The following is a 16,647-nucleotide window of genomic DNA, read 5'->3' as shown; positions in this document are numbered from 1 at the left end:
CCGGCATTTCAGCGCCCACCGTAATTTCCCTTGACTTCACCACATTGTTTTTATCTACTACAAAAACATACCTTTTGTCCTGTATTTCATAGGTGGCTTTCTGTGGAATAACCAACGCATTTTTAAGCGGAACCACCATTTGTACTTTACCGGTTTCGCCGTGCCTTAACAGCTTTTCGGGGTTCGGAAATATTGCCCTGAAAGCAATGTTGCCGGTTTCATTGTTAAACTCACCTTCAATGGTTTGTACCATGCCTTCATGCGGGAACACCTGGCTATTGGCCATTAACAGGTTCACCTGCGTTTGGCCTTTTGATTTACTAACCTCGTAGTTCAGGTAGTCAGGCTCCGAAACGTTGAAGTAAGCGTACATCTGCCGGTTGTCTGACAGGCTGGTAAGCAGCTCACCTTCGTCTACCAGGCTTCCCAGCTTTAAGGGAAGACGGTCTATAATGCCGTCAAACGGCGCCCTGATTTCTGTAAATGCCAGGTGGGTTTTGGCCAGTGCAGCTTCTGCCTGCGCTTTTTCAAGTTTGGCTTTTGCCATGGCCAGCTCATTCTGGGAAACCACATTTCTGTCGGCAAGGGCTTTGGTGTTCTGTAATTCAATTTCAGCAGCTTTGGCTTCTGCCTGTGCTTTCAGGAGCTCGGCCTCATAAATTTTGGGCATGATCTTAAACAGCAGCTGTCCTGCTTTTACGGCCCGCCCTTCATCTATAAAAATGTCCTGCAAGTAGCCCTTTTCCTGCGCTCTCAACTCAATGTTGCGTATGGAACGTATCTGGGCCACATATTCCTGGGTAACAGAAGTATCCATTTTAACCGGGCTGGTAACAAAATATTTTGTTTCCGGCTCCTTTTCTTCTCCTTTTGTTGATTTACAGCCTGTATGGCACAGCAAGGCATACAAGCCAATAAGCAAGACAATTCTCTTCATAAAAAATTTGCTTTAGAGCAATATGATTTTTGATAATTTTTTCAACGATGTGACACAACACGCCACCGCATCCATTAGCTGAAACTATTGGACGTTTTGGACTGCGAAAAAACAGGATGGGACTTCAGGCAACGATCAATGGCCTGCATAGTGGTTGTAATCAGATTCTGATTACATGGAGTATAATATAACGGCTATAAGATGAGCAGCAGGAAAAATGCTGGTTGAACGATAAGGGCTTCTTAGTATTGGTGCAGCAATTTTCAGCGATAGGGGTGTAAAAAACAGCAATAAAATAACTACCGATCTCTAAATACTTTTTGAAAGAGATGGCTTCGTCCTTCTCGTCATCATTCTCGGTTTCGTCTATTATTTTATCATGATTCTTTTTAGAGGCAGACGGAACAGATGGGATCCAGGCCTGGCTATCCTGTAAAACATCAAATCGGCCAGGGGCCAGCGTTTCCAGGATTTTTCTCAGGTGCGCGCAACGAATGCAATCCCGGTATGTATTGGCGCTCAGTTGATTATATCCACTCAACAGGAGAATCCCCAGTGTTAGAAAAAATCCAATTAATGGTGGTGTCTTCATCCGAACTTCAAACGATTATTACTTCATCAACGGCCGCAAAATTATATAAAGTTGATTACAGATGCAAGTAGTGCATCGTTAAATATCTGTTTATGTAAACTCATGTTTATTATAACTATTTTTTTCTTACACCGGCTGAAACCGCCGGTTGCATAAGCTAAGAAAATATTCCAACAAACGTAGATTTTGCCACTTCAGTTGTTTTATTGCTATTGAACTTTGTTGTATAAATAAAACATGGGAAAATGAAAATTGTAGTAACAGGTTCATTAGGACACATCAGCCGGCCGCTTACAAATGAGCTGGTACAAAAAGGGCATGCCGTTACTGTTATCAGCAGCCGGCCCGAAAGGCAAAAAGACATTGAAGCGCTGGGCGCCACCGCTGCCATCGGCTCAATAGAAGACGTGGATTTTCTTACAGCCACTTTTACCGGTGCAGAGGTTGTGTATTGTATGATACCACCGGCGCATGATCTTGAGGCCGACCGGATAGCCCAATACCGGAAGGTGGCCGGCAGCTATGCGCAGGCCATTCAACAGGCCGGCGTGAAGCGTGCTATTCACCTGAGCAGCTATGGCGCTCACCTGCACAAAGGCACAGGCATTATCCTGGGCGCTCATTATGCAGAGGAGATACTGAACGCGCTGCCCGGTACTGCTATTACGCATATGCGCCCCGCTTATTTCTACTACAACCTGCTAAACTACATAGGTATGATAAAAGCGCAGGGCGTTATTGAACTAAACTATGGAGGAGCAGACAGCATTGCAATGGTGGCCCCTGCTGATATTGCTGCTGCCATTGCCGAAGAAATTGAAACACCAGCCGCCGGGAATAAAGTACGGTATGTTGCCAGCGACGAGCTTACCGGCAATGAAATTGCCGCCATCTTAGGCGCCGCTATCGGAAAGCCGGATTTAAAATGGATAGTTATCTCCGACGAACAAATGCAGCGCCGTTTTGAAGCAAGCGGAATGCCGCCGCAGCTGGCCACCAGTTTTGTTGAAATGTTTTCCAGCTTACATAGCGGCGCCCTGTCGCAGGATTATTACCGGCATAAGCCCCCAGTGATGGGAAAGGTAAAGCTGGCAGATTATGCTAAAGTGTTTGCAGCCGCTTTTAATCAGAAATAATTAACTTGAAGTATGGCCGGCATGAATATTCACAGGCTGAAGACAATCACGGAGTACCACCAGTTTAGGGGACTGCCTAAGCCGGAGCATCCGTTGATCAGCGTAATAAACCTGGACACCATAAAACAGTTGCGAAACGATGAGCCTCCAAACATGGTGCAGGATTTTTATACCATTGCGCTTAAAAGAAACCTGAATGTTAAAATAAAGTACGGCCAGCAGGCATATGATTTTGACGAAGGCATCCTGTTTTTTATTTCGCCCGGCCAGGTTTATGCAATAGCATCTGATGCAGCTTTACAACATTCGGGATGGCTGTTGCTCATCCATCCCGATTTTTTGTGGAATACGCCTTTGGCTAAAACCATCCGGGAATACGAATATTTTGATTATTCAGTAAATGAGGCCCTGTTCCTTTCAGAGAAAGAGGAAGCAACGATTACCGGCATTATACAGCACATTGAGCAGGAATACCGTGCAAACATCGATCAGTTCAGCCAGGGCATCATTATCGCCCAGCTTGAGCTGTTATTGAATTATGCAGAACGGTTTTATAACCGCCAGTTTATTACAAGGAAAATAACCAACCATAAGATACTGGACCGCCTTGAAAAGCTGCTTGCTGATTATTTTAACAGTGACGACCTGGTGAAAAAGGGATTGCCGACCGTTCCATACATTGCCGAAGCATTAAACGTATCGCCCAATTATTTAAGCGGGCTGCTTAAATCACTAACAGGGCAAAGCACCAAGCAACACATACATGACAAGCTGATTGAAAAGGCAAAGGAGAAATTATCTACTACTGACTTATCGGTAAGTGAAATTGCATATGAGCTGGGGTTTGAGCATCCGCAGTCGTTCAGCAAGCTGTTTAAAACAAAAACAAGTCTTTCGCCGCTGGCGTTCAGGCAGTCGTTTAATTAGCAACTGGAGTAAAATGTACCTCCTTACCGCAGGTTTAAGCTTCTTTGTCTGTCGTTCAGGATATCTATATATTTCTTCCTGCCCTCCGCACTCAAAAAACTACGCTCTACCAGGTCTATGGCTTTGGGGATTCCGCACGTAATATTGTCCACTATTTTGGCAGCAAGATCTGCATTGATACCTGCCTTTTTTGCAAATGCCACGAAAGACGAACCGGTATAGCAGCCGAAACTCAGGTAGCTTTGTTCTTCGTAGTCGCCCTCATAGAGGCCGTCATGTAGCGCCAATCTGCTATCATCAATATGCAGCGCTGTACATAAAAGATCGTAAGCCGGTGAGAGTATGTAATCACCATGCGCTGTTTCCATTAGCGAGAAATTCTTCAGATGAGCATCGCCATTGCCAATTAGGTAATTAAATACCAGCAGGCGAAAAAATTCCAACAGCACTGCCGGCGCAGCTGCTGCATGCTTGTGAATCTGTTCGGCAATATCGAGATAAGAAGCACTGTATTTGAAATTTTCTCCTTCCTTTTCAGGTGTCCTGGCCAGCAGGGCGGCAAAATCTTCCACCAGGTATTTGGTGCCATCCGGCTTATAATCAAAGCGCCGGGTAATATAAGCCGGAGAGCCATCATCAAAGAATATCATACCGCAGGCAGCTGTTTTAATGCCGAATACCTGCCTTGCAATCTGCATACTTACATGCTCATTAGCCGGCAGGTCGTTCACCATTTCCAGTCTTTCCGACGGTACCGGCTTAATAATATGCGTTCCCTTTGTATCAGTGAGATGCAAAGCATTTTTATCCAGCCGCAAACTGTATTTTTCCTGTACCCCGCTGATGCTGATCCGCTTTCTTTTTTCATTATACTCCCGGGTCAGCTCAATGTTTTTACCCGGCGGGCCAAAAGAAAGTATATGTGATACTTTTTTTGTGCGGTTACCGAACAGCGACAGCAGTGCAGCGGGGCTGTAGGTGGTAAAGCCGGGCTGCAGCATGGAAGGGCAATATTTAATTTCCGGAAGGCTCATTGATTTCTTTTATGGTTAATGGTCCAATACTGTCGTTCCCAGCCGTAGCCAGCAGCAAGCTGAAATAGTCGTCTTCATCTATTTTCAGCAGCCGGCTTTGTATGGCTTTGTTGGCTCCTTCGCTCAGCCGGTTTACAAAAGCAGGAAATAATACATCACTTTCAAAAGGTGCTTTCTGCAGGGGCAAGGTTAGACTAACCGGCCGGCTTCCCACTGTAGCCAGGTAATTTTTATCATAAACGAACTTGTAAACTCCTGCTGATTTGGATAGTATACCGGCCAGCAGACCATTGTATAGTACCTGCGCTGCTCTCATACATTACTGTTTTTGGAAGGGTCTTTCAGCACCAGTTCCAGGCGCAGTCCAAGCGGATCAGCAAGTTTGATCAGGGTATTTAACGAAGGATTCCCTTTTCCCTGCTCCACCAATTGTATGGTCCGGGTGCTAACACCCGATAAGTCACTTAGCTGAGGTTGCAATAGACCGAGTAGTTCCCGTCGTTGCCGGATGGTTTGCCCTGTTTTCTCTAACGGATTACGCATTATACTTCGCTTTTAACTGTAAATTAATCTAAAAATACATCTCCAACAACAAAAAGCGAACTATCCTTCGCTTTTTGTTAACTTTCGTTACTTTTGTTGTTCCAGTAAGGAAAAAGCGAAGTTTACTACAACGTTATGCTGCAGTTTCCTCTTCCCACTTCATCCTCCTCAAAAAAATCTCCCCTTTCCTCTTGACTCTTACCCTACGTCATACCCTACATTTGTGCCTGGCAAGGTATAAATCCAAACAATGGACAACTATTCTGTAAAAAAGCTCTCGAAACTGGCAGGTGTAAGCGTGCGCACCTTACATCTGTACGACAAAATGGGCTTGCTAAAACCTTCTCACCGTACCGCGGCCGGGTACCGGCTATACGGCGAAAAAGAGCTGCTGCGGTTGCAGCAGATACTCTTTTACAGGGAACTGGATTTTCCGCTGAAAGACATCTGCACCATCCTGGATGATCCTGCATTTGACCTGGTGCAGGCCCTGGAAGGGCACAGGAAAGCGCTGCTGGCCAGGAAGGAAAGGATAAACACATTGATTGGCACCATTGAAAAAACATTGGTAACACTTAAAAGCAACACTATGTTACAGGTAGAAGATTTATATGAAGGCATACCACAGGAAAAGATGGCTGCCTACAGAGCAGAGGCCATGCAAAAATGGGGCAAGGAAACCGTTTTAGAGGTAGAAGATACATTGCGCAGCTTCAGTAAAAATGAGATGGAAGCTCTGAAAACGGAGTTGAATGATATTACTGCGCAATTGACAGTGCTCATGTCCCGCGATCCTAAGAGCAAGGAGGTACAGCAATGCATTGCACGCCGCTACCAGGTTATCATGCGGCTAACCGGCGGAAAAATAGCATTGGGCAAATTGGAATATTTCAGAAAGCTAGGTGAGCTATATGTGGCAGACAACCGTTATACGCCTGTAAACGGCATGCCCAGTAAAGAGCTGGCGCTTTTTATAAAGGAGGCAACGGATTACTATGTTCAAAAAAAACAGGCGTAAATATCACGGGCTGGCTTTTACAGCCGGCCCGTTCTAAAGCCCCTCCTTACCGGCTATCCAGCGATCTGATAAATGCAACTACCGCTTTAATTTCTGCAGGTGTTAACCCCAGCTTGTCAGCGCTTAAACTTTGGTTAGGTACCTGTAAGCCTTCGCCTGCGCCGCCGCCGTTGTTATAAAAATCCATTACTTCCTCCAGCGTGGCAAATGCACCGTTATGCATATACGGCGCTGTTTGTGACGTGTTTCTTACCGTAACGGTTTTAAACGCATGGTCAAATTCCATTAGCCGGCTGCTGTCGTAATAATTGTAGCCTTGCAGTGTTGCAAAAAGCCCCCTGTCGCGATCAATGTGCTTGCTTCCCCGCTGCTCCGGCACTCCCAGCACTTCGGCGTCCTGCGTAATGAATTTTGGCGGAAAAACACCGCTGAACAGCGGCATATAATGGCAGGTGCCGCAGCGGGCCTTGCCCATGAACAAATTAAATCCATGCACTTCCTCATCAGACAGCGCCGTATCATTACCTGTCATATATGTATCAAAACGGCTGTTCAGCTTTACAAGGCTTCTGATATATGCAGCCAATGCCTCAATAACAGCAGCGGAATCGGGTTGCGGCTTACCGGGAAAGGCCCGGGTAAACAATTGTTCATATTTTCCTGAATGAATAATGCTTTGCAGCCCCGTGTAAAAGCTGCCGTGCATCTCCCGGGGATTATGCACTACGTTATCTACCTGGTCTTCCAGCGTTTCCACCCGCTGGTCATAAAACAGCTGCGGCTGCAGCGCGGCATTGAGCAGCGACGGCGTATTCCTGTCAATGAAACCAGCCCCGTTTATATTGTTGTGCCTTATCACATTTTCTGCAAAAGCGGCTTGGGAATGATGGCACGACGCACAGCTGACCTGGTTATTCCCGGAAAATGCCGTTTCTGTAAACAATGCCTTTCCCAATGCTGCCTTAGCAGCTTTGTTCTCCTGGTTAAGAAACGGCGTATAGGCGTTTGCATTAAATGCATCCGGGTCAAACATCGTAAAAGCGTCTTGCTGCAGCAGCCTGTTATACCGGTAACCCTGGAAGTTACGCGTCCTGCGCAGCTGCTCTATAGCAGTAGTTAAAGGATTGGCATAACGGCGTATATATGCAGCCCTGTCAAAAAGATCAAAATCCCTGTTGGCCAGTAAGAACGCTATATTCCGGCGCAGTAATTCCCGCATACTATCCTGCGGGGTAAGGTAGTGCATCAAAACCCTTTCCAGGGCCTGCAGGCTTATGGCGCATTCCTCCATGCTGTTACGGCTAAGGGTATTATCAAACCCGGTAATTCCCAATGTTTCAATACGGAATACCTCCAGCTTTACAGCATCCAGTATTTGCCAGGAGGCAATGGGAATATTGGAAAAGTAGGTTTTGAGCAACTGTAGCTTTTCCAGGATAATAGCTGTTTGCTTCAGCAGCAATTGGCGGGCGGAAGTGTCCGGGGCGGGATATATATATGCTTCCATCACCTGGAAGCCCGAAGGCTGGGTGATCATTTGTCCCGGGATCTCCGCTTCAGCCTTGGGTGCGCCGTTGATGAACCGCGCTGTGGAATAGGCAAAATATTCCGCGGCCCATTCTATATGCTTGTAATGTTTTCTTGCGGTGAGAAAAGCAGCCTGCAGGTTGTTGCCTGTTGTTGACAATATTGCAGGCTGCAATGTATCTTTGATATAGCCGGAAAAAGCATCAATGTCGCGGCAAAGTATGGCTGCAACGTCCTTTTCCGGCTCATTAGTCCTGAACCCCAACGACAACAGCCATTGGATCACCACTATCATCAATACCCAAATGCTTACTCCCCGGAAATGGCTCACCTGGTACAAAAAAGTTAATGTTCAAAATCAAAAGCGCCCTGCAGCGGATTGGCGTTGGCATCCCTGCTGTTCAGCGGTTTCAGTCCCCAGCGCTTCTCAATAAATGAGAGAATACTTACTGTTTCATATTGTGTATGGTCTACATATCCCTTTTTTGCAAAAGGCGAAATAATAATGGCGGGAATACGGGTTCCTGGCCCCCATTTATCAATAACCGGCGGAGCTACGTGATCCCAGAAGCCCCCGTTTTCATCATAGGTTAATATAATAACGGCATCTTTCCAGTTAGGGCTGTTCCGCACAGCATTGATCAGCTCCAGCGCATGTGTTTCTCCTGAAATAACATTGGAATAGCCGGGATGCTCATTATATGCGCCCAGGGGCTTTACAAATGACACTGCCGGCAAAGTGCCTTCCTTTGCGGCTTTCAGAAATTCCTTTTCATCTTTGAGATGCTCTTTTTTAGCAGCAGTGCCATCCGCATACTTCGCAAAATATATAAATGGCTGATGATGATACTGGAAAAATTCATCGGGCTTTCCTGCCATGGCATCGTCCCAGCCGCCGGAATACCAGGCCCAGGAAATATTTTTATCGCTCAGGCGGTCGCCGATAGTGGGGTTGGTTTGGTTGGGCACCAGATACATTTCTTTTGCCCCGGCGGGATGCGGCTGGTTCACTGAAAAAACAGTGTTCACCGCATAGCCGTCAGGCGTTACAAGCCCGTCTTTCTTTAACTTACCGTCACTCTCCACCTCTGCTTTTATATCTTTTGGCGCGGCGGGGAAATAAGGCGTTGCGGCGGCTATGAGCCATTGGTGGTTTAAAAAAGAGCTGCCAAAAGCGCTGTGGTGAAAACGATCACAAAGCGTATATTCCTTCGCAATGGGATATAACGGCAGCAAGGCTGTTTTGTAATATCCCAGTGACAGGCCTGCTGTACTGTTATAGGCTGCAAAAAGGTTCATTTTACCATCGTTGATTTGCATGCGCTCCTGGTAATACCGGTGCGTTACATCAGGCGTTTCCTTGTCGGACGGCACATACTGGTCTATATTAAAATAGCCATTGGGAATGTTGGTAGGAAATTCACTGGAACGGGGAATTGCAGGCAGGTATTGATATGGCTTGCCGTTTCGGTCCAGCTGCGTTACCGCTTCCTTTGATGCGTTGGCCAGGCCATTGGCTCCTTCAAATTGCCCGTACAGGTTATCAAAGCTGTGATTTTCCATATAAATCACTACAACATGCTTTACCTTTTCAATACCCTGTAAGCCTGATACATTTTGTGTACCCGAAGTTTGCGCGTGCCGGCTGCCGGCGCAACCTGCTAAAACAGCCGCCAATACGATTGCCGGCACCTTAATATTAAAATAATTTCTGTTGAACATCTTTATAACAGTCTTTCGGTAAAAATACCTTAAAGCAATTTTTTTTTCCAATTTATGGCTGTTTATTTCAGGATTTACCCTGCTGCACCCACATTCAACAAATTCCCTACCTTTGAATTATATAATGATGAAAAGCTATGGCAGATAAACTCATTCCTACCGAATCGCTGGTACAATTTTACAAGCGCACTGGCCAGGTTGTTCCGCCGGAGCTCCTCAACGAATCCGGCAAAGCACATTTTAATGTGCGGGAATGCCTTACAGCTACGCGTAAAACGCCTTTCAACCGGCGCGACTATTTCAAGATATGCCTCAGCTCCACTACAGGAGAAGGCAGTGGCATGCTGTTGTATAACGACCAGGAAATACGGTTGAACCAGAGCTGTCTGATCTTCACCAACCCCGCCGTGCCTACCTCCATAGAAGTAACGGCGCCTTTTAACCGCTATTATTGTTTATTCAACACGCCCTTCGTAGAAGGATATATTCCCAATGATGTGCAATATGCCTCTCCCCTGTTCAATGCTTCCCTGATGCCGGTAATACCTGTAACAAAGGAAGAAAGAGAGCGGCTGGGCGTGTACTTCAGGCAAATGCAGGTGCTGCAGGCCACCGATTATCCTTTTAAATGGGACATGATACGCAACCTGCTGCAGCTGCTCATCCACGAAGGCATCCGTTTACAACAAAGCCGCCAGGCGCCGGCTTCCATCGTGCGCGACCGGCTGGTGAATGATTTCTTTGCCTTGCTGAACCAGCAGTTCCCGGTTGATTCGCCTGAAATGCCTTTGAAATTATTAACGCCGGCCCGCTTTGCCGACCTGCTGCATGTGCACGTGAACCATTTAAACAGCGTAGTGAAAAAGCACACCAATAAAACCACCCGTGAAATTATTCATGAACGCGTGATTGCCGAAGCAAAAACCCTGCTGCGCAACACAAACTGGAATATCGCAGAAATCGCCTATGCCCTGGGCTTTGAATACCCTTCGCACTTCAATAAATACTTCAAGCAGTTTACCACCCAAACGCCTTTGGAATTTCGCATGGGGAGAAAGATGATGGCTGTGTAACATTTGATTTATATAATTATCTCTTTGAATCGTGTAATTGCCGTGGCAATAGGTCTTCCTACCTTTACAGCGCCATTCAAAAAGATAAATATGAGAAGAATCAAAGCATCAAGAACAGGTTTAAACACCATCGTATCGTTAAGCCTTATTCCATTATCGGGTTTTGCCATGGACGTGTTTATCCCGTCATTACCCGATATGGCGGTGCAGCTGCACGCTTCACCAGCCGCCATTCAGCTTACGCTTTCGCTCTTCATCATCAGCTATGGTATTTCGCAGCTGATTGTAGGCGGACTGATTGACAGCTATGGCCGTTACATCCCAAACATGGCTGCCATGCTGGTATTCAGCGCGGCCAGCTTTATCATTGCCTATTCCACCAACCTGCAAACGATTTATGCCATGCGTATAGTGCAGGGATTTACGGTGGCGGTGATTGCGATAAGCAAGCGCGCCTTTTTTATAGACCTCTATAAAGGAGAAGCATTAAAGAAATACACGAGCATGTTCTCGGTAATCTGGGCCATTGCGCCAATTGTAGCGCCTTTCCTGGGCGGATTTTTTGAAACAACCTGGGGCTGGTCATCCAACTTCATGTTCCTGGGTTACTTTGGGTTAGCGTTCTTTGTGATTGAAGCAGCGGTTGGCGGGGAATCCATGCAAGCAGCACAGCCGTTCAGCGTACGGTCAATGGTACAAACCTACAGTAAGATGCTCAAAACGCTGGATTTTACTTCGGGCGTTATCGTACTAGGGCTTACCTATGGCATGATATTGCTGTACGGTATGTGCAGCCCGTTTCTGATCGAGCATAAGCTGCATTTCACGGCAGCAACAACAGGATATTGCGCCTTGTTCTCCGGGGTATCGGTGATGATCGGCGGGGCGGTTTCAAGAATGCTGGTGAGCAAACCATTCACTAAAAAACTGGTGCTGGCCAGTATTATAGCATTGCTTACGGTAGCCGTTATGATACCGCTCACAATGTACTACCACAATTTACTTACACTGTTAATATACGTTTTCCTGCTGCACGGCACTGCGGGGTTCATCTTCAATAACCTCATGTCGTATTGTTTGATCCGCTTTCCGCAATATGCAGGCAAAACAAGCGGTTTAACCGGCGGCGGATTTGCAGTAATCACTTCTATACTCAGCTCATTTATGGTAAACACCATTTCCATCACCAACCAGGCGGTACTGGGCGTGGCTTATGGTATCATAGCGGTGCTGGTATTCCTGGTGTTGATAAAAACGAAATGGAAAGGAGCGGAAGAAAGAGCGGAAGCGGAGGTAACGGAAGAAGAAACGACAGTGATACAACCGGTAGCAGTGGAAGGATAAAGGAAACAGGTAAAACCGCTAACAGTTCAAATGGTAGCGGTTTTTATTTTCATTCCTTCCACGTTTATTGTCAATGAGGCAGCTTTTCCCTGAAGTATCCATAGGTCCAGGTGCCGGCAATGGCGCTCAGCAGCACTACCGCTACTACAACTGCGCCGGTTCCTATTTGTGCAAATAAAGGGCCCGGGCATGCGCCGGTCAACGCCCACCCTGAACCAAAGATCAGGCCTCCATATATCTGCCCTTTGTTGAATTTCTTCGGATGGAACTCAATCTTTTCACCATAGATGGTTTTTACGTTAAACCTTTTGATGATCCACACTGAGAGCATGCCAACTACCACGGCTGTACCTATCACACCATACATGTGAAAGCTTTGCAGCCTGAACATTTCCTGGATGCGGAACCAGCTGATAATCTCGGCCTTTACGAATACAATACCGGATATTATCCCTACTGCCATATATTTGAAGTTATACCACCAGGGATGTTGCCGTTCGGATTCATTTACACAAATAGTATCGAGGGAACGTACTTCAAAATCGGTATTAAAAGACTGACCTTTTGTTTGTTGTTGCGGCATTTCCATTAGTTATGCAATTGAAGAATAAAGGGAAGTACCAGGTTGGCCATGATAAAGCCTCCTGCCATGAACATGGCCGTAGCCACCAGGGACGGCCACTGCAGGTTACTGAGGCCCATAATGGCATGACCGGAAGTACAACCACCCGCATACCGGGTACCAAAACCAACCAGGAAGCCACCACCCACCAACAGGATCAAACCACGTATGGTAAAAAGGTTTTCCCACGAGAACAGCTCTTTCGGTAATAATGAATTATGATCTGTTATGCCGTACCCCGCCAGCTCTTTGACCAGCGCAGGATTAACCGCCACAGGATGAGGGTTTTTCAGCAGTTGGGAAGCGATCATAGCTCCTAAAAATATTCCGCCGACAAAAAAGAAATTCCATATCTCTTTTTTCCAGTCGTACTGGAAAAATTTTATCCCTGCAGGAAAACAGGCCGCACAGGCATGACGCAGGTTAGCTGATATGCCGAAATGCTTATTGCCCAGCAATAATAACGCTGGCACAATGAGGCCGATTAAAGCTCCTGCCACATACCATGGCCAGGGTTGTTGCAGTATATGAAGCATTCAAATCAATTTATTCTGAAAAATGTATTTATGTGGTAACGGCCTTTCATTGACTATTGTTGCACCACCTGGTTTCCGTCCTCTAACCACTTATTCATTCCCTCTGAAAAATTCAATATGTTCTTATAGCCTTGCCGGGCAAGCAAAGAATAACCAATAGTGGCCCGGTCGCCTCCCTGGCAATGTATCACAACTTTTTTATCCTTACGGATCTTACCCAGGTTGTTTGGAAGTGTGCCAACGAATAGATGGTCTGCTCCCTTAATATGTCCTGACTGGTATTCTGTTGCGCCCCGCAGGTCTATCACCTGGATGCCGTTGTTTTGATAAAGCGTTTTAAATTCATCAAGGGAAATAACAGGTTCATGTTCCAGCTTGCCGCCTGCATTTTCCCATATTTTCACATCGGGGATATAACCGTAAATATTGTCAAGCCCTATTCGCATTAGTTTACGGGTAAGGTCATCCAGCCGGGCAGGTGCTGCCAGTAAAATAAACGGCGTATCGTAATCCAGGAACCAGCCTGCCCAGGTATTGAAGGAATTATTGTCCTGTATATTGATGCTGCCCGGAATATATCCTTCTGCAAAAGCAGCCTTATCGCGCGTATCAATCAGCTTATATCCTTTATCCATCGCCGCCTTCAACTCATTTATACCCAGCTCTTTCACAACAGGTACTGCTGTGAGCAAAGGCCTGTTTATTTTATTCAGCTTTTTCATCATCGCAAAATACCTGGGTGGCTCAGGCTGGTCTGCCAGCAGGTATTGAACAAAGCCGGCTTCATCCTCCTCAAAATGGAAAGCCCAGCTCCTTACCAGCTCATAGCCGGTGGTGGTAGAAGGTACAGTGCCCAATGCTTTGCCGCAGGCAGAACCAGCGCCGTGACCGGGCCAAACCTGTACATAGGGAGGCAGGGCGCTGAATTTTTTGAGTGAGGTAAACATTTGATGAGCCCCCGCCTCCTGGGTGCCTTTGAGGCCGGCAGCTTTCTCCAGCAGGTCGGGCCGGCCAATATCCCCTACAAAAACAAAATCGCCGGTAAACAGCATAACAGGGGCATTGCTGGCGGGTTTGTCAGTAAGCAAAAAGCTGATGCTTTCCGGTGTATGACCCGGGGTGTGCAGTACTTCAAATTCGAGATGGCCTACCTGTACCCGGCTGCCGTTCCTAAGTCCTGTATGCGCAAACTCATATTGCCAGTCTGCCCCGCCTTCATCAGACAGGTACATCTGCGCGCCTGTAAGGGCGGCCAGCTCGCGTGAACCTGAAAGAAAATCGGCATGTATATGCGTTTCCAGGATATGGGTTATTTCCATTTTTTGTTCCCGGGCAATCTTAAGATAGGTATCTACATCTCTTTTAGGATCGATCACGGCTGCAACGCCGGCCTTTTGACATCCGATAAAATAACTGCCTTGCGCCAGGCTGTCATCATAAATGTGCTGAAAATACATAGTGTCTTGTTTTTCCGGTTAACACAAAGATGCATCCGCTGTTTTAATCTATCAGTGATCCTGGTCACACAACAAGAAATTATTTCAGGGTTTTATCCATTCAAAAGAATTGCGATGAATAATCATCCAGCCGTTCTTCTCCATCTTTTTCATCAGCCGGCTGATCACTTCCCGGGAAGAATTGAGATCCGTAGCTATCTCCTGGTGTGTAAGCTTAATATGCCGTCCCATTTTCTTTACCTGCCCCTGGATATAAAACTCCAATCGTTCATCCATGTTCTTAAATGCAATAGCATTGATCGTATTCAGCAGCTCCTCATAACGCGCCCGCCAGGTCCTGATCACGAAATAATGCCAGCTCTTATATTTACCCAGCCATTCATCCATGTATTGAAGCGGTATGGTAAGTACTGTTACATCGGTCATTGCTTTGGCCAATACCTGGCTGTTCTCCTGCCGGTAAGTGCATACCATTGAAACAGCACATGCCTCCCCCGGTTCTATATCGTACATGAAAAACTCGTTGCCTTCATCATCTTCCTGGTAAAGTTTTACAATCCCTTCCAGCACAAGCATGGTAGCCCTGATGGTTTGCCCTTTGCGCAGCATGGCGGCGCCGGCAGGTATATGACGGATATCGCCATGTTGCTCAATTTCTTCATAAAGTTCTTCTTCAAGCCCGGGGAATAGCTGCCGGAAAAAGGATTGTTCTTGCATAGCATTGAATTGCAGCATAAAATTATCAGGTTTTTCAACACTTTAATCATGCGTGTTTGGATATATAGCCTCGCTGCAAATTGGCGTATTGCCGGGGTTGATGGAAGCCTCCGGCTTCCGGATCATGAATCATTCAATGCTACCGGTAAGAAAATGTTTGCGACTAGCCTAAGCGCGGGGTATTATTTACCACATCACTAAATATTTTCCTGAAATTCTTTTGTTGACCGGATGAAGGGAATGGCACTTTTACATTAGCCACCTGCCCTTTATACTTAGCATTCACTAAAGGGAACACTACCTCAAAAACATTAGCCTTAATTATTACAATCTTTGTTTCTTCGTCAACCAGTTGGTCGAGTTTTGCTAGTAACCCGGGAAGGAAATAGGTCATCTCAATAAAGGGAATATTCTTTTGTACAGGCTCGTCCGACAAATCAATTAAATAAAACCCATCTGTTTTCAATTGCTTCAAAATTTCCGTTTTCAATTGTGCATTCCTTCCTTCCGACATATATCTATCTTTTAGTTCGGGGTATAATACCTCTATAACTCCAAGAAACAAAAAGTCCTTTTCCCTTACATCTTCATAATAAAAAAACCTTTCAACGCTGTTAGGTGGTGCTTCAGCTATGAGCAGATACTTAACTCTATCAGGTTTATATTTTAACCTTGCCTGGTGTATTTTCTTAATTAATTCCATACAGATAAGATACAGAATTAAGGTAAATGGAGCAGATTTCCCAGGACCATATACCCAGAATAAAAGCCTGAATTTTACCTGCATAAAACCGGATTTTAAGCAGGCAGCCTGTAGGTAATAAACTTAAAAATCAGTAGAATTGTTTACCGGTGAGGATTACAGCGAAAAATGTTTGTGACCTTTTTTGATAAAAACCAGCAGCTTACCGGAAGGCCGGCAAACAAAAAAGCCCGCCAATATTGCATTAGCAGGCTTTAATACCTTAAAAAGTGGAGCTGGCGGGAATCGAACCCGCGTCCAAACATATCCTCCAAAAGCTTTCTACATGCTTATTTGCGCATTGGTTTGTCGGAACTCGGCAGGGGCACAACTAACCAACCTCGTTCTTATCCGTTAAGATTTTCATTACACACTCACAGAAACCATGTGTACCTATCCCTCTATGGTTTGATTCGGCGGCGGGAGTCGTAGTGGGCAGCAACTCCGGCGGCTATAATGGGTGTCTAATCGCTGATTAGGCAGCCATGGCGTAGTTAGATTCGCCAATTATAGTTTGTATATTCAGATTTACGTGCTAATTATACAACGCACGGCATGCTTACACTTTCAAAGACCTATGCTGTCAAAACCAAACACCCCCGTTATTTTTTGTGCCTTGTTCAAACAGCAACGCAAAGATACAAAGACCAAAGGGCAGTCGCCGCTATCGGTTTCTTAAAATATGCGATCACTCCTTATTTGAACAACCGCCAGATGTCC

17 protein-coding genes and 1 other RNA gene are annotated in these 16,647 nt (G+C 46.0%); 5 read left to right on the top strand and 13 right to left on the bottom strand.

Annotation, left to right across the window (positions count from 1 at the left end; translation table 11 throughout):
• Both VFS25_RS25095 and VFS25_RS25090 read right to left on the bottom strand, forming a co-directional pair.
• A partial coding sequence (locus VFS25_RS25095) for an efflux RND transporter periplasmic adaptor subunit (RefSeq protein WP_326464938.1) occupies window positions 1–937 on the bottom strand: 937 nt, incomplete at its 3' end.
• A 160-nt stretch (window positions 938–1,097) separates the two neighbouring features.
• Complete coding sequence (locus tag VFS25_RS25090; protein WP_326464937.1) at window positions 1,098–1,529, bottom strand: hypothetical protein; 432 nt, start codon at window positions 1,527–1,529, stop codon at window positions 1,098–1,100.
• Window positions 1,530–1,774: 245 nt separating this feature from the next.
• Between VFS25_RS25090 and VFS25_RS25085 the strand changes: the two genes are divergently transcribed.
• The gene (locus tag VFS25_RS25085; protein ID WP_326464936.1) at window positions 1,775–2,665 is read left to right on the top strand and encodes an NmrA family NAD(P)-binding protein; all 891 of its coding nucleotides are present in this window, start codon (window positions 1,775–1,777) and stop codon (window positions 2,663–2,665) included.
• A 21-nt stretch (window positions 2,666–2,686) separates the two neighbouring features.
• On the top strand, window positions 2,687–3,592 hold the full coding sequence (locus VFS25_RS25080) for a helix-turn-helix transcriptional regulator (protein WP_326464935.1): 906 nt from the start codon (window positions 2,687–2,689) through the stop codon (window positions 3,590–3,592).
• Between the two features lie 23 nt (window positions 3,593–3,615).
• On the opposite strand, the gene VFS25_RS25075 is transcribed toward VFS25_RS25080, so the two are convergent.
• Genes VFS25_RS25075 through VFS25_RS25410 form a run of 3 tightly spaced genes read right to left on the bottom strand, consistent with a single transcriptional unit; the run spans window position 3,616 to window position 5,169 of the window.
• Entirely contained in the window at window positions 3,616–4,626 is a 1,011-nt protein-coding gene (locus VFS25_RS25075) for a HipA domain-containing protein (RefSeq protein WP_326464934.1), read from the bottom strand.
• Window positions 4,607–4,942, bottom strand: a complete 336-nt coding sequence (locus VFS25_RS25070; RefSeq protein WP_326464933.1) for a HipA N-terminal domain-containing protein — start codon at window positions 4,940–4,942, stop codon at window positions 4,607–4,609. Before VFS25_RS25070 ends, VFS25_RS25075 begins: the two co-directional genes overlap by 20 nt.
• Window positions 4,939–5,169: a helix-turn-helix domain-containing protein gene (locus VFS25_RS25410; RefSeq protein WP_414647802.1), complete on the bottom strand. Its 231-nt coding sequence runs from the start codon at window positions 5,167–5,169 to the stop codon at window positions 4,939–4,941. The genes VFS25_RS25070 and VFS25_RS25410 overlap by 4 nt, the downstream gene beginning before the upstream one ends.
• A gap of 250 nt (window positions 5,170–5,419) precedes the next feature.
• Between VFS25_RS25410 and VFS25_RS25065 the strand changes: the two genes are divergently transcribed.
• Window positions 5,420–6,187, top strand: a complete 768-nt coding sequence (locus tag VFS25_RS25065) for a MerR family transcriptional regulator (protein ID WP_326464932.1) — start codon at window positions 5,420–5,422, stop codon at window positions 6,185–6,187.
• A 46-nt stretch (window positions 6,188–6,233) separates the two neighbouring features.
• On the opposite strand, the gene VFS25_RS25060 is transcribed toward VFS25_RS25065, so the two are convergent.
• Window positions 6,234–8,045, bottom strand: coding sequence for a cytochrome-c peroxidase (locus VFS25_RS25060; protein ID WP_326464931.1), 1,812 nt, complete (start codon window positions 8,043–8,045; stop codon window positions 6,234–6,236).
• Window positions 8,046–8,059: 14 nt separating this feature from the next.
• Window positions 8,060–9,436, bottom strand: coding sequence for an alkaline phosphatase family protein (locus tag VFS25_RS25055; protein WP_326464930.1), 1,377 nt, complete (start codon window positions 9,434–9,436; stop codon window positions 8,060–8,062).
• 137 nt (window positions 9,437–9,573) lie between these two features.
• Between VFS25_RS25055 and VFS25_RS25050 the strand changes: the two genes are divergently transcribed.
• Window positions 9,574–10,509, top strand: coding sequence for a helix-turn-helix transcriptional regulator (locus VFS25_RS25050; protein WP_326464929.1), 936 nt, complete (start codon window positions 9,574–9,576; stop codon window positions 10,507–10,509).
• A gap of 90 nt (window positions 10,510–10,599) precedes the next feature.
• On the top strand, window positions 10,600–11,853 hold the full coding sequence (locus tag VFS25_RS25045) for an MFS transporter (protein ID WP_326464928.1): 1,254 nt from the start codon (window positions 10,600–10,602) through the stop codon (window positions 11,851–11,853).
• Between the two features lie 70 nt (window positions 11,854–11,923).
• Here the strand turns inward: VFS25_RS25045 and VFS25_RS25040 are convergent, their stop codons facing one another.
• From VFS25_RS25040 to ssrA, 6 genes are all read right to left on the bottom strand, one after another.
• A complete protein-coding gene (locus VFS25_RS25040) occupies window positions 11,924–12,436 on the bottom strand; it encodes a DUF6691 family protein (RefSeq protein ID WP_326464927.1) in 513 nt (170 codons plus the stop codon).
• A gap of 5 nt (window positions 12,437–12,441) precedes the next feature.
• Window positions 12,442–13,011: a YeeE/YedE family protein gene (locus VFS25_RS25035; protein ID WP_326464926.1), complete on the bottom strand. Its 570-nt coding sequence runs from the start codon at window positions 13,009–13,011 to the stop codon at window positions 12,442–12,444.
• 53 nt (window positions 13,012–13,064) lie between these two features.
• Window positions 13,065–14,468 carry a rhodanese-like domain-containing protein gene (locus VFS25_RS25030; protein ID WP_326464925.1) on the bottom strand — a complete coding sequence of 468 codons (1,404 nt, stop codon included), beginning with the start codon at window positions 14,466–14,468 and terminating at the stop codon, window positions 13,065–13,067.
• An 84-nt stretch (window positions 14,469–14,552) separates the two neighbouring features.
• A complete protein-coding gene (locus tag VFS25_RS25025; RefSeq protein ID WP_326464924.1) occupies window positions 14,553–15,185 on the bottom strand; it encodes a Crp/Fnr family transcriptional regulator in 633 nt (210 codons plus the stop codon).
• 163 nt (window positions 15,186–15,348) lie between these two features.
• Window positions 15,349–15,972 (bottom strand): hypothetical protein, encoded by a 624-nt coding sequence (locus VFS25_RS25020; RefSeq protein WP_326464923.1) that lies wholly within the window; start codon window positions 15,970–15,972, stop codon window positions 15,349–15,351.
• A gap of 183 nt (window positions 15,973–16,155) precedes the next feature.
• Window positions 16,156–16,528, bottom strand: a transfer-messenger RNA (tmRNA) gene (ssrA, locus tag VFS25_RS25015).
• Between the last annotated feature and the right edge of the window lie 119 nt (window positions 16,529–16,647).

The sequence above is a fragment of the Chitinophaga sp. genome, assembly GCF_035761305.1.
GTDB lineage: Bacteria > Bacteroidota > Bacteroidia > Chitinophagales > Chitinophagaceae > Chitinophaga.
Note: the sequence above shows the minus strand (reverse complement) of the source record. Positions and strands in the feature narration are given on the sequence as shown.